Annotated in this window: 12 protein-coding genes; 5 read left to right on the top strand and 7 right to left on the bottom strand. The window is 50.4% G+C overall.

Annotation, left to right across the window (positions count from 1 at the left end; genetic code table 11):
* Nucleotides 1–3 precede the first annotated feature (3 nt).
* Nucleotides 4–2166 carry a YccS family putative transporter gene (gene yccS / locus HUZ68_RS08570; RefSeq protein WP_000323868.1) on the top strand — a complete coding sequence of 721 codons (2163 nt, stop codon included), beginning with the start codon at nt 4–6 and terminating at the stop codon, nt 2164–2166.
* On the opposite strand, the gene sxy is transcribed toward yccS, so the two are convergent.
* Nucleotides 2129–2758 (bottom strand): CRP-S regulon transcriptional coactivator Sxy, encoded by a 630-nt coding sequence (gene sxy, locus HUZ68_RS08565; protein WP_001612760.1) that lies wholly within the window; start codon nt 2756–2758, stop codon nt 2129–2131. The genes yccS and sxy overlap by 38 nt on opposite strands.
* Before the next feature lie 218 nt (nt 2759–2976).
* Here sxy and sulA point away from each other — a divergent pair, with 218 nt between their 5' ends.
* Complete coding sequence (gene sulA / locus HUZ68_RS08560) at nt 2977–3486, top strand: SOS-induced cell division inhibitor SulA (protein WP_000288710.1); 510 nt, start codon at nt 2977–2979, stop codon at nt 3484–3486.
* Between the two features lie 356 nt (nt 3487–3842).
* Entirely contained in the window at nt 3843–4895 is a 1053-nt protein-coding gene (ompA, locus tag HUZ68_RS08555) for a porin OmpA (RefSeq protein WP_001307702.1), read from the top strand.
* Between the two features lie 76 nt (nt 4896–4971).
* On the opposite strand, the gene matP is transcribed toward ompA, so the two are convergent.
* The gene (gene matP / locus HUZ68_RS08550; RefSeq protein WP_000877161.1) at nt 4972–5424 is read right to left on the bottom strand and encodes a macrodomain Ter protein MatP; all 453 of its coding nucleotides are present in this window, start codon (nt 5422–5424) and stop codon (nt 4972–4974) included.
* 185 nt (nt 5425–5609) lie between these two features.
* On the opposite strand from matP, the gene HUZ68_RS08545 reads away from it, so the two are divergent.
* Together HUZ68_RS08545 and fabA are read left to right on the top strand one after the other, a co-directional pair.
* Nucleotides 5610–7370, top strand: a complete 1761-nt coding sequence (locus tag HUZ68_RS08545; RefSeq protein WP_239594107.1) for an AAA family ATPase — start codon at nt 5610–5612, stop codon at nt 7368–7370.
* Between the two features lie 68 nt (nt 7371–7438).
* On the top strand, nt 7439–7957 hold the full coding sequence (gene fabA, locus HUZ68_RS08540) for a bifunctional 3-hydroxydecanoyl-ACP dehydratase/trans-2-decenoyl-ACP isomerase (RefSeq protein ID WP_000227927.1): 519 nt from the start codon (nt 7439–7441) through the stop codon (nt 7955–7957).
* Between the two features lie 69 nt (nt 7958–8026).
* On the opposite strand, the gene rmf is transcribed toward fabA, so the two are convergent.
* The 5 genes from rmf to HUZ68_RS08515 all read right to left on the bottom strand — a co-directional run bounded on the left by rmf (nt 8027) and on the right by HUZ68_RS08515 (nt 13945).
* Complete coding sequence (gene rmf / locus HUZ68_RS08535) at nt 8027–8194, bottom strand: ribosome modulation factor (RefSeq protein ID WP_000828648.1); 168 nt, start codon at nt 8192–8194, stop codon at nt 8027–8029.
* A 255-nt stretch (nt 8195–8449) separates the two neighbouring features.
* Nucleotides 8450–9013 (bottom strand): membrane integrity-associated transporter subunit PqiC, encoded by a 564-nt coding sequence (pqiC, locus tag HUZ68_RS08530; RefSeq protein ID WP_000759107.1) that lies wholly within the window; start codon nt 9011–9013, stop codon nt 8450–8452.
* Entirely contained in the window at nt 9010–10650 is a 1641-nt protein-coding gene (gene pqiB / locus HUZ68_RS08525; RefSeq protein ID WP_000445541.1) for an intermembrane transport protein PqiB, read from the bottom strand. The genes pqiC and pqiB overlap by 4 nt, the downstream gene beginning before the upstream one ends.
* 4 nt (nt 10651–10654) lie before the next feature.
* A complete protein-coding gene (pqiA, locus tag HUZ68_RS08520; protein WP_033815693.1) occupies nt 10655–11908 on the bottom strand; it encodes a membrane integrity-associated transporter subunit PqiA in 1254 nt (417 codons plus the stop codon).
* Between the two features lie 129 nt (nt 11909–12037).
* Nucleotides 12038–13945 (bottom strand): ABC transporter ATP-binding protein, encoded by a 1908-nt coding sequence (locus HUZ68_RS08515; RefSeq protein WP_000053081.1) that lies wholly within the window; start codon nt 13943–13945, stop codon nt 12038–12040.
* Between the last annotated feature and the right edge of the window lie 10 nt (nt 13946–13955).

The following is a 13955-nucleotide window of genomic DNA, read 5'->3' as shown; positions in this document are numbered from 1 at the left end:
AATATGGCCTATATGCTAAGTCCTTTGCTCAAACGCTATACCTGGAACAGCGCCTGGCTGTATTACGCGCGTATTTTTATTGCGCTTTGTGGAACCACAGCGTTTCCGTGGTGGCTGGGTGATGTAAAACTGACGATTCCGCTGACGCTGGGGATGGTGGCAGCGGCGCTGACCGATCTCGATGACCGACTGGCGGGACGTTTGCGTAACCTCATCATTACGCTGTTCTGCTTTTTTATCGCCTCGGCCTCAGTAGAATTGCTGTTTCCCTGGCCCTGGCTATTTGCGATTGGCTTAACGCTCTCTACCAGCGGCTTCATTTTGCTCGGCGGTCTGGGTCAACGCTATGCAACAATTGCCTTCGGTGCATTGCTGATCGCCATTTACACAATGTTGGGAACATCACTGTATGAGCACTGGTATCAGCAGCCGATGTATCTGCTGGCCGGTGCCGTCTGGTACAACGTCCTGACACTTATTGGTCATCTGCTGTTCCCGGTCCGCCCGCTGCAGGACAACCTGGCGCGTTGCTATGAACAACTGGCGCGTTATCTTGAGCTCAAGTCGCGCATGTTTGATCCTGATATTGAAGATGAAAGCCAGGCACCGCTGTACGATTTGGCTCTCGCCAACGGTCAGCTGATGGCGACATTGAATCAGACGAAACTCTCGCTGCTGACCCGCTTACGTGGCGATCGTGGTCAACGGGGAACGCGTCGCACGCTGCATTATTACTTTGTCGCACAGGATATTCACGAGCGTGCCAGCTCTTCTCATATTCAGTATCAAACATTGCGTGAACATTTTCGCCACAGCGACGTGCTGTTCCGTTTTCAGCGGCTGATGTCGATGCAGGGCCAGGCGTGCCAGCAACTGTCACGCTGTATTTTGCTGCGTCAGCCTTATCAACATGATCCGCATTTTGAGCGCGCTTTTACGCATATTGATGCTGCCCTGGAGCGGATGCGCGATAACGGCGCGCCTGCCGATTTACTCAAAACACTGGGATTTTTGCTGAACAATTTACGCGCCATTGATGCCCAACTGGCAACAATTGAATCAGAACAGGCCCAGGCACTGCCCCATAATAATGACGAAAATGAGCTCGCTGATGACAGCCCGCACGGATTGAGTGATATCTGGCTGCGTCTTAGCCGTCACTTCACGCCGGAATCCGCCCTCTTCCGTCATGCGGTAAGAATGTCGCTGGTGTTGTGCTTCGGCTACGCCATCATTCAAATAACCGGAATGCATCACGGGTATTGGATCTTGCTGACAAGTTTGTTTGTCTGCCAGCCAAACTATAACGCCACGCGCCACCGCCTGAAGTTAAGGATTATTGGTACGCTGGTAGGTATCGCCATTGGCATTCCTGTGCTGTGGTTTGTGCCATCACTGGAAGGGCAGCTGGTGCTGCTGGTTATTACCGGCGTGCTATTTTTTGCCTTCCGTAACGTGCAATACGCTCATGCAACGATGTTCATCACACTTTTGGTGCTACTGTGTTTTAACTTACTGGGTGAAGGTTTTGAAGTAGCGTTACCTCGCGTAATCGATACGCTGATTGGTTGTGCCATTGCGTGGGCGGCAGTGAGCTACATCTGGCCTGACTGGCAGTTTCGCAATCTGCCGCGCATGCTCGAACGCGCCACAGAGGCCAACTGTCGCTATCTCGATGCCATACTGGAGCAATACCATCAGGGGCGTGATAACCGTCTGGCGTATCGTATTGCCCGCCGCGATGCACACAACCGTGATGCTGAACTGGCGTCGGTGGTATCAAATATGTCCAGCGAACCGAACGTTACCCCGCAAATTCGCGAAGCCGCGTTTCGGTTGCTGTGCCTTAACCATACGTTTACCAGCTATATCTCAGCCCTCGGTGCTCACCGGGAGCAGTTAACTAATCCTGAAATTCTGGCGTTTCTTGATGACGCAGTTTGCTATGTTGATGACGCGTTACATCATCAACCTGCTGATGAAGAACGCGTCAATCAGGCATTAGCTGGCCTGAAACAGCGGATGCAGCAACTTGAACCACGGGCAGACAGCAAAGAACCTCTGGTCGTACAACAAGTTGGGTTATTGATTGCATTACTGCCTGAGATTGGTCGTCTGCAACGCCAGATTACTCAAGTTCCGCAGGAAACTCCTGTTTCGGCGTAAGAGAGTCAGCCCATTCTGCAAGCTCCTGGCGGCGTGCCACCGGGAGCGCAGCTTCATGAATGCCGATAATGGCACCTTCAAGCATAAACAGAATCTTTTCTGTCACCAGACTGTTTTGCTGCCGCAGTCGCAACCAACACATTTTTGCCCCAAGTATACGTAACGCCCGTACATCCTTAATCCCCACCTCCCCGAGAATCGCTTCCAGATGAAAAGACATATTGGGCAAATCTTTCAGTCTTTCCCGGGTATTGCGCGTGCTTTTCTCTTTCAGCGCTGCATCGAGAGAATATTTCGACAGACGCACCAGCTTCAGTTGATTTCGCCATAGACTTTCATCAACCCGATAGTAATTGAGGGTAACGGATCGGCCACACTTTTTATATGTCAGCCAGACAGGCGGATGTTTTACACAGTACTGTGCACTTTGCTCACAAGCCCGAAGATACAACTCACCATTAGAAACCATCGCAAATACCGTGTCGTCAACGGTCAGGCTGTAACTACCAAACAATGATCGGTATTCAATTGTGCCCAACGTTGCCAGGTATTCTTGTGATTTATAGATCCGCTTATAGGAGAGGCTTTTCATAAAATTCCTTTTAAAATCATAACATAAAAGAATGATTCACATTAACGGATCCGTTAAATACGAAAATAGGCAACTTATTCTTAAGGGGCAAGATTAATTTATGTTTTCCCGTCACTAACGACAAAATTTGCGAGGCTCTTTCCGAAAATAGGGTTGATCTTTGTTGTCACTGGATGTACTGTACATCCATACAGTAACTCACAGGGGCTGGATTGATTATGTACACTTCAGGCTATGCACATCGTTCTTCGTCGTTCTCATCCGCAGCAAGTAAAATTGCGCGTGTCTCTACGGAAAACACTACAGCCGGGCTTATCAGTGAAGTTGTCTATCGCGAAGATCAGCCCATGATGACGCAACTTCTACTGTTGCCATTGTTACAGCAACTCGGTCAGCAATCGCGCTGGCAACTCTGGTTAACACCGCAACAAAAACTGAGTCGGGAATGGGTTCAGGCATCTGGGCTACCCTTAACGAAAGTAATGCAGATTAGCCAGCTCTCCCCTTGCCACACTGTGGAGTCAATGGTTCGCGCTTTACGCACGGGCAATTACAGTGTGGTGATCGGTTGGTTGGCAGATGATTTGACTGAAGAAGAGCATGCTGAACTTGTTGATGCGGCAAATGAAGGTAACGCGATGGGGTTTATTATGCGTCCGGTAAGCGCATCCTCTCACGCAACGAGACAACTTTCCGGGCTAAAAATTCACTCTAATTTGTATCATTAAGTAAATTTAGGATTAATCCTGGAACTTTTTTTGTCGCCCAGCCAATGCTTTCAGTCGTGACTAATTTTCCTTGCGGAGGCTTGTCTGAAGCGGTTTCCGCGTTTTTTTTCTGTAAATTGTCGCTGACAAAAAAGATTAAACGTACCTTATACAAGACTTTTTTTTCATATGCCTGACGGAGTTCACACTTGTAAGTTTTCAACTACGTTGTAGACTTTACATCGCCAGGGGTGCTCGGCATAAGCCGAAGATATCGGTAGAGTTAATATTGAGCAGATCCCCCGGTGAAGGATTTAACCGTGTTATCTCGTTGGAGATATTCATGGCGTATTTTGGATGATAACGAGGCGCAAAAAATGAAAAAGACAGCTATCGCGATTGCAGTGGCACTGGCTGGTTTCGCTACCGTAGCGCAGGCCGCTCCGAAAGATAACACCTGGTACACTGGTGCTAAACTGGGCTGGTCCCAGTACCATGACACTGGTTTTATTCCTAACAATGGTCCGACCCACGAAAACCAACTGGGTGCAGGTGCTTTTGGTGGTTACCAGGTTAACCCGTATGTTGGTTTTGAAATGGGTTACGACTGGTTAGGTCGTATGCCGTACAAAGGCGACAACATCAACGGCGCATACAAAGCTCAGGGCGTTCAGCTGACCGCTAAACTGGGTTACCCAATCACTGACGATCTGGACATCTACACTCGTCTGGGTGGTATGGTATGGCGTGCAGACACCAAGGCTAACGTACCTGGTGGCGCATCCTTTAAAGACCACGACACTGGCGTTTCTCCGGTTTTCGCAGGTGGTGTTGAGTACGCGATCACTCCTGAAATCGCTACCCGTCTGGAATACCAGTGGACCAACAACATCGGTGACGCAAACACCATCGGTACTCGTCCGGACAACGGTCTGCTGAGCCTGGGTGTTTCCTACCGTTTCGGTCAGGGCGAAGCAGCTCCGGTAGTTGCTCCGGCTCCAGCTCCGGCACCGGAAGTACAGACCAAGCACTTCACTCTGAAGTCTGACGTTCTGTTCAACTTCAACAAAGCAACCCTGAAACCGGAAGGTCAGGCTGCTCTGGATCAGCTGTACAGCCAGCTGAGCAACCTGGATCCGAAAGACGGTTCCGTAGTTGTTCTGGGTTACACTGACCGCATCGGTTCTGACGCTTACAACCAGGGTCTGTCCGAGCGCCGTGCTCAGTCTGTTGTTGATTACCTGATCTCCAAAGGTATCCCGGCAGACAAGATCTCCGCACGTGGTATGGGCGAATCCAACCCGGTTACTGGCAACACCTGCGACAACGTGAAACAGCGTGCTGCACTGATCGACTGCCTGGCTCCGGATCGTCGCGTAGAGATCGAAGTTAAAGGTATCAAAGACGTTGTAACTCAGCCGCAGGCTTAAGTTCTCGTCTGGTAAAAAACCCCGCTGCTGCGGGGTTTTTTTTTCACCTTTAGTAAATTGAACTGAGTTTCGTCAGTTATTCCTTACCCAGCAATGCCTGCAGATCCTGCTTCAAAGAAGACATTTTATTCGCGTATTTCTCTTTGTTTTCCGCATCTTCAATCAGCTGAACAATCGTTTCAGAAAGCGTTTTACCGCGACGCTGCGCAAGACCAGCCAGACGTTGCCAGACAATAAATTCCAGATCGATCGACTTTTTGCGCGTATGCTGGTGTTCCGCATTAAAATGGCGCTTCCGTCTGGCCCGAATGGTTTGCTTCATGCGATTGACCAGTTCCGGATTCATATGCTTGTCAATCCAGCCATTTACCAGCACGGGTTCATTTTCGAGCGAGAGCAACACATCGACGGCTTCCTGGGCGGCACTGGCTTCTATGTAACGGGTAATTAACTCCCCTTCGCGATGCTTCTTCACCAGATACTTCCATTTCCAACCGCTTTCAAGATTTTCAAGTTGTTGATATTTCATAGCGATCTCAATGTTACCGTGTAACTCTTTACAGAATATCAGCTTTTTAGGCCAGTGAAGAAAAGAATCTCCATCCTGTGAGCTTTAACGCCCATGCCATGAGTATTGTCGGTGCTTTCTACGTGTGCTGTAGTGCCGGTTACGGTATAATCGCGGCTTTGACAACAGACTAAAAAACATCAACTTTGACCATTACGAAACTTGCATGGCGTGACCTGGTTCCTGATACCGATAGCTATCAGGAAATATTTGCTCAGCCACATTTGATTGACGAAAACGATCCTTTATTCAGTGATACTCAACCGCGACTGCAATTTGCGCTGGAGCAGTTGCTGCATACGCGAGCATCCTCCTCTTTTATGCTGGCTAAGGCCCCGGAAGAGTATGAGTATCTGAATCTTATTGCCGATGCCGCGCGTACGCTACAAAGCGATGCAGGCCAACTGGTGGGCGATCACTATGAGGTTTCCGGCCACTCCATCCGCTTACGTCACGCAGTGAGTGCAGATGAAAATTTTGCGACTTTAACGCAAGTTGTCGCTGCCGACTGGGTAGAAGCGGAGCAACTCTTTGGCTGCCTGCGCCAGTTTAATGGCGACATTACCCTGCAGCCTGGTCTGGTGCATCAGGCAAATGGCGGTATTCTCATCGTCTCTTTGCGTACACTGCTGGCGCAACCTCTGCTGTGGATGCGGCTGAAAAATATCGTTAACCGCGAGCGTTTTGACTGGGTTGCGTTTGATGAGTCGCGCCCTCTCCCCGTCTCTGTGCCTTCGATGCCATTGAAGCTGAAAGTCATTCTGGTAGGCGAACGCGAATCATTGGCTGATTTCCAGGAGATGGAGCCAGAGCTTTCAGAGCAGGCTATTTATAGCGAATTTGAAGATACTCTGCAGATTGTCGATGCGGAGTCAGTAAGCCAGTGGTGTCGCTGGGTGACATTTACCGCCAGACATAATCACTTACCTGCCCCGGGAGCGGATGCCTGGCCGGTACTTATCCGCGAAGCAGCACGCTACACCGGTGAACAAGAAACACTTCCGCTTAGCCCGCAGTGGATCCTCCGCCAGTGTAAAGAGGTCGCCTCCCTGTGTGATGGCGACACCTTCTCCGGCGAGCAGCTAAACTTAATGCTGCAGCAGCGTGAATGGCGCGAAGGTTTCCTCGCTGAACGTATGCAGGATGAGATCCTTCAGGAGCAAATCCTGATTGAAACCGAAGGCGAACGCATCGGGCAAATTAACGCCCTTTCGGTCATTGAATTTCCGGGTCATCCACGCGCTTTTGGCGAACCTTCTCGCATTAGCTGCGTTGTGCATATTGGCGATGGTGAATTCACCGACATCGAACGCAAAGCGGAGCTTGGCGGCAATATCCATGCGAAAGGAATGATGATCATGCAGGCGTTCCTGATGTCGGAACTACAGCTTGAGCAACAGATCCCCTTCTCAGCATCGCTGACATTTGAGCAGTCATACAGTGAAGTTGATGGAGATAGTGCCTCGATGGCTGAACTCTGCGCCCTGATAAGCGCCCTCGCTGATGTGCCGGTGAATCAGAGTATCGCTATCACAGGTTCAGTCGATCAGTTCGGTCGCGCCCAGCCGGTCGGTGGTTTAAATGAGAAAATCGAAGGCTTCTTTGCTATTTGCCAGCAACGTGAGTTAACGGGTAAACAAGGTGTCATTATCCCCACAGCTAACGTTCGCCATTTAAGTCTTCACAGTGAACTGGTGAAAGCGGTAGAAGAAGGCAAATTCACCATCTGGGCAGTAGACGATGTGACTGACGCACTGCCGTTATTATTAAATCTGGTGTGGGATGGCGAAGGCCAAACGACGCTGATGCAAACCATCCAGGAACGTATCGCGCAAGCATCGCAACAGGAAGGACGTCACCGTTTTCCATGGCCATTACGTTGGCTGAACTGGTTTATTCCGAACTGATCGGACTTGTTCAGCGTACACGTGTTAGCTATCCTGCGTGCTTCAATAAAATAAGGCTTACAGAGAACATGGTAGATAAACGCGAATCCTATACAAAAGAAGACCTTCTTGCCTCTGGTCGCGGTGAACTGTTTGGCGCTAAAGGCCCGCAATTGCCAGCACCGAACATGCTAATGATGGACCGTGTGGTCAAAATGACCGAAACGGGTGGTAACTTCGACAAAGGGTATGTTGAAGCAGAACTGGATATCAATCCGGATCTGTGGTTCTTCGGATGCCACTTCATTGGCGATCCGGTTATGCCGGGATGCCTGGGCTTGGACGCAATGTGGCAGCTGGTAGGGTTCTACCTCGGCTGGCTGGGCGGCGAAGGTAAAGGCCGCGCGCTGGGCGTTGGCGAAGTGAAATTCACTGGTCAGGTACTGCCGACAGCGAAAAAAGTGACCTACCGTATTCACTTTAAACGCATTGTTAATCGTCGTCTGATTATGGGTCTGGCAGATGGCGAAGTGCTGGTTGATGGTCGTCTGATCTATACCGCCAGCGACCTGAAAGTCGGTCTGTTCCAGGATACGTCTGCCTTCTGATTATCATCAGACAGAGTATCAAAAGGCGAAACCTCCGCAATGCGGAGGTTTCTTTTTAAAGAGACAGAATCAGGCCATTACTACCCTGTCCGCCATGGCTTCTCGCCAGCCTCCCAGCCATTGTGACCTTTGATTCAGCGTCTGATAGGGACACATTTCTTTTGAGCGTCCGGCGATGCCGGCCTGATAACCACGTTGATGTGCCCGTTCCAGGCGATCTCGTTTTTGTCTCTTCATGCCTCGTTTCCCTCATACTGGTTTCTGGTGGAAAAGAAAACAGTGATTACTAAATGTGCAATCACAGTTAAGCAATACCGCGAATCATAACTGCCGTCAATGCGCAAAATTCACGCCACTGTCATATTTGTGAGCTACACGGGCATGTCGGTTGTACAAAAAATGTGAAGAGGAACAAATTTTTCCGCACGTTAGAAACAAAAAAACCGCCTCAGGCAACATACCGGAGACGGTTATATTTACAAATCTTTATAATTAAGGTAGACGCTTTATCTCTTGTGCAATAGAAGCGGCTTCCTGACTCCAGACACCGGCCAGCACTTTAACCATCTCATCGTAACCATCCTGAGTTTGCACTCCTTCCAGACGGAACGGACGTTTGATCAGTTGTCCCTGGTGGTTCAACAGCCACTCACCACTGACAATGACCTTGCCATCATAGCGACCGTTAAACTCCGTTACGGTAACATTGAGCGTGTCCTGGGCGCTTCCCAGAGGCTGGGAGGCAACCACCCAGCCGGGCAGTTGCGTGCTCAGGTTGGCTACCAGGGTGTTGCGCAACTGTTGATCCAACGGGCTGGCCCACAAGTTGTTGTTGGCAATCACATACTTCACATCACTGGTTTGATAAACCACACCATTCCCCGCCAGATAGTCAGGTACAGCGACCTGCTCTACCCATAACAGGCGATTGCCCTGGCTGGCGGTACTTTGTGTACCGCTCTGCACCACAGGTAACTGGTAATAGTTTTTATTAATTTCGCCGGAGCTGCATCCGGCCAGCCACAGTGCTGCAATCGTCACTAGCCACTTTTTCATTGTTTCGCCCTCTTCGGCTCTGGATCTTTTTTGTCCTTCGCTTCAAATACCAGCGCGTTACTCTTCTCATTGAGCGTTTTCAGCACCGGTTGCAGTTCTCGCAACACCTGATCAAGGCGCTGCATATCCGCCACCATCTTGTTGTAGGCTGCGGAGCCAGGCTGGAAGCCCTGCATGCTGCGATTCAATTCACGCAACGTTGACTGCATATCCGTCGGCAACTGCTGCATCGACTGGCTGGCGAGGATCTTGTTCATGCTATCCAGCGTCGTTTGCAGGTTTTTCATTGTGCGCTGACTTTCAGAAAGCGTACTGGTTGCCTGTTCAATCATCGGATTCAATGGCAGTTTGTTGATCTTATCCAACGCTTCCATCAGTCGTTGCTGGATTTGCGCCAGGCCGCCGCTAACGGTCGGGATAATCTGATAACCATTAAATTCACGAATACCGGTTATTGCAGGCGTATTTGGATAGAAATCGAGATCAACATACAGTGCGCCAGTGACCAGGTTTCCGGTTTTCAGCGATCCGCGTAAACCACGTTTCAACAATTCGCCAAGGTGCTCAACAACATCCGCATTTTCGCCAAGCTGCATTTTCAGCCGCTCTGGCTCGATACGAATCAGCACCGGAATACGGTAATCATCGTTAAATGTCTGACGCATATTCGGCGCAAAGAATGGCACTTTGCTTACGGTACCCAGGCGAATACCCCGGAATTCTACCGGAGCTCCCGGTTGCAGACCGCGTACCGAATCTTTAAAGAACATCAGATAATCAATGTGATCGGTGTACAACGAATCCTGAATGCTCTTCTGATCATCATACAAAACGAAAGCTGTTTTCGGTGCCACTGGCTGCCCTAAATCCAGACCTTCCGGCACATCAAAGCTGACACCGCCACTCAGCAGCGTTGTCAATGAGCCCATCTCCACACGCATTCCCGCTGACGTCAGATCAACCGCAATGCCACTATCTTTCCAGAAGCGAACATTGCTGGTCACCAGTCGGTCATAAGGTGCATTGATGAACAGTTGATAACTGATATTGCGTTTTTGCGTATCGAAGGTGCTGGTTTCAACCGAACCTACCCGATAGCCACGGAACAGCACCGGATCTCCTGGCGAGAGCTGCCCGGCTTTTTTGCTATCGAGAATCACACGGATACCTTTCGCATCAGGCGGGGCCAACGGTGGCGAGTCCAGCAAATCGTATTTATCCATTTTGCTGCCTTTCGCGCCTGGCTGCAGTTCGATATAAACCCCAGACAGCAGGGTTCCCAGACCGCTAATCCCTTCTCGACCAATCTGCGGTTTCACCACCCAAAAGACGGTATCTTTATGCAGCAATTTTTCCATACCGGAATTCAGCCGCGCTTTGATTTCAACGTGTGTCAAATCATCAGCGAGTGTGGCGCTTTCAACCACGCCGACGTCAACGCTACGGCTTTTAATGGTGGTTTTGCCACCTTCAATTCCTTCCGCATTCGCGGTGATCAAGGTCACTTCCGGTCCCTGATGGCTGTAATGATAAAAAAGAACCCAGGCCCCAATGAGCGCCGTGACGATAGGAAATATCCACACGGGAGACCAGTTCTTCACTTTCTGGATTTTGGCTTCCCCATTATTAGATTCCATACTGTCAGGACTCCTCATGCTCTGATTCAGGTTGACGATCCCACGACAAACGCGGGTCAAACGTCATAGCAGAAAACATTGTCATTATGACGACTAAAGCAAACATTAATGCACCCATTGCCGGATAAATACTCATTAAACCTCCCATACGCACCAGCGCCGAGAGCACCGCGATAACGAAAACGTCAATCATCGACCAGCGGCCTACAAACTCAACAACTTCATAAATCAAATGCATTCTTTCACTGTCGCGCTTGCCATGCCCTTTGGCATCCCAACACAGCCACGCGATGGCGATCATCTTTAACGTTGGCACCATAATACTGGCCAGAAAGATCACCGCAGCGACGGGATAAGAGCCTTCGCTCCATAACAGGATGACCCCAGCGAGAATCGTCGATGGCATCTTCGAGCCTAATAAATCCGTCACCATGATGGGCAAAATATTAGCCGGAAGATACAGCATGATGGACGTAACAAGCAGCGCGAGTGTCCATTGCAGGCTGTTTCTACGTCGAACGTACCCTTTAGTACCACAGCGCGGGCACACGGGTTCATCAGCAGGAAGGATTGCCGTACAACAGGAGCACGAACGCAGCCCCTGACGTATCCCCGTGACGCCTGGTTTTAGCGGCTGGCGCAGTTCTGGCATCGGGGCGATATCGTCCCATAACCAGCGACGATCAACGCACTGAAAAGCGCGCAGTTGCAGGACACAAAATAAACACCAGGGGAGAAAGCTGCTGCCTACCCCAATGCTGCCGTAAGCCATCAGTTTAACGAAACTGACCAGCACACCCGCGAGGAAAATCTCCGCCATTCCCCAGGTTTTGAGTTGAAAAAGCACCCGTGCCAGTTGCTCTTTTAAACGGACCGATAATTCCGCGCGATTCACCAGTAACAGAATGGTTATCAGACAAAACGCGGGAACCAGTTGCACAAACAACAGGAAAAAGGTGCCGAGGCTGGCGTAGTCCTCAGAAAAAAGCACGCCGGGAATTTCCAGTAATGTAATTTCACTGGTAACTCCTGCAACGTTCATATTCACAAAAGGAAACAAGTTGGACAGCAACAGCATGAACAGTGCAGCCAACGCATAGGCGGTAGGACGCTGCCGAGGGGCATCCCACGCCACGGTTAACGTTGTGCCACACCGGGGACATGCCGCTTTCTGACCATGCTCAAGGCGCGGTAACGCCACCAGCATGTCACACTGCGAGCACAGGATGTGCTTCGCGGCATGATGATGTTCGCACATTGGTACTCCTTAATGATGCGCTATTTTACAGATGACTAACAAAGTGTTGGTTTTCATGCCTGATAAACCCAGTTCATCAGGCAATTCTACCGTTGTCAGCTGTCTCTGTTTAAATCGACTATTTTGCGATCAGCCACCATTTTTTAACGCTTCAAGATACTCCCAGCGTTCAAAGGCTTGCTCCAGTTCCTGTTCTGCGGCAGCCATATCAGCGAGCACTTTTTGCGTCTGCTCATGCGGCTGACTGAAGAAGGAAGCATCCGCCACCTGCGTCTGTAGGGCTTCCAGCTTCGCCTCCAGATCTTCGAGCAATTGCGGTAGCTGCTCCAGTTCGCGCTGCAATTTATAGCTTAGTTTGCTACTGCTGCGTTTTACAGTTTCTGCTTTTGGCGCAGCGGCTTCTTCGTTTTTTTTCACCGCAGGTTGTTTAAGCGCCACATACTGTTCTTGCTGACCACGGGCATCATGATAACCGCCGACATAACGACCAATTTTACCGCCGCCTTCGAAGATCCAGCATTCTGTAACGGTGTTATCGACAAACTGACGATCGTGGCTTACCAGCAATACCGTGCCCTGGTAGCTGTCGATCAGTTCTTCCAGCAGTTCCAGCGTTTCGACATCAAGATCGTTGGTCGGTTCGTCAAGAATCAATAAGTTGCTTGGTTTGAGGAATAAACGCGCCAGCAGCAAGCGGTTCCGCTCACCGCCAGAAAGCGCACGTACTGGCGTCATCGCCCGTTTCGGATGGAACAGGAAGTCCTGCAAATAGCCCAAAACGTGGCGTGGCTTGCCGTTAACCATCACCTCTTGCTTACCTTCGGCAAGGTTATCCATCACCGTTTTATCGGGATCCAGTTCCGCGCGGTGCTGATCGAAATAAGCCACTTCCAGTTTGGTGCCAACGTGAATACGCCCGCTGTCCGCTTGAAGCTGACCGAGCATCAGTTTCAGCAGCGTGGTTTTGCCGCAGCCATTCGGCCCAATCAGGGCAATTTTGTCGCCACGTAGAACCTGGGCAGAAAAATCTTTCACCAGTTGCTTTCCGTCAACCTGGTAGCAAACGTCTTCCATTTCGAAAACGATCTTACCGGAGCGGCTGGCCTCTTCCACCTGCATCTTTGCGGTACCCATCACTTCGCGACGTTCGCCACGCTCGCGACGCATTGCTTTCAGGGCGCGTACGCGGCCTTCATTACGGGTACGGCGTGCTTTGATCCCCTGGCGGATCCACACCTCTTCCTGCGCCAGTTTGCGATCGAACTCGGCATTTTGTAGTTCTTCCACGCGCAGGGCTTCTTCTTTTTCCAGCAGGTACTGGTCGTAATTCCCTGGATAGGTCACCAGCTTGCCGCGATCGAGATCAACAATACGCGTCGCCATATTGCGGATAAACGAGCGGTCGTGGGAGATGAAAATAATCGTCCCATTGAAGGTTTTGAGGAACCCTTCCAGCCAGTCGATGGTTTCGATATCCAGGTGGTTAGTCGGTTCGTCGAGCAGCAATACGCGCGGATTGCTCACCAGCGCGCGTCCTAATGCCGCTTTACGCAACCAGCCGCCGGAAAGCGACGACAGAGCAACATTAGGATCTAACCCCAGTTGCGCCAGCACTTCGTTGATGCGGTTTTCCAGCTGCCACAGGTTGTGGTGATCCAGCTGTTCCTGAACCTTCGCCAGTTCGTTGAGATTTTTCTCGCTCGGGTCGTTCATCACCAGGCGCGAAATATCGTGATAGCGTTTCAGGTATTCCGCTTGTTCTTCAATGCCTTCGGCAACGAAATCATAAACACTACCCTCAACGTTACGCGGCGGATCCTGTTGCAGACGCGCTACAATCAAATCCTGCTCGTAAATAATGCGACCGTCATCCAGCCCTTGTTCACGGTTGAGGATTTTCATTAACGTCGATTTGCCTGCGCCGTTGCGGCCCACCAGACAAACACGTTCGTTATCTTCGATATGCAGTTCTGCGTTATCGAGAAGCGGCGCGTCGCTGAACGACAGCCATGCGCCATGCATACTGATTAATGACATTACTATTCCT

The sequence above is a fragment of the Shigella dysenteriae genome (assembly GCF_022354085.1).
Taxonomy (GTDB): Bacteria; Pseudomonadota; Gammaproteobacteria; order Enterobacterales; family Enterobacteriaceae; genus Escherichia; species Escherichia coli.
The sequence above is the reverse complement of the archived record's forward strand: the minus strand, read 5'-3'. Positions and strand labels throughout refer to the sequence as shown.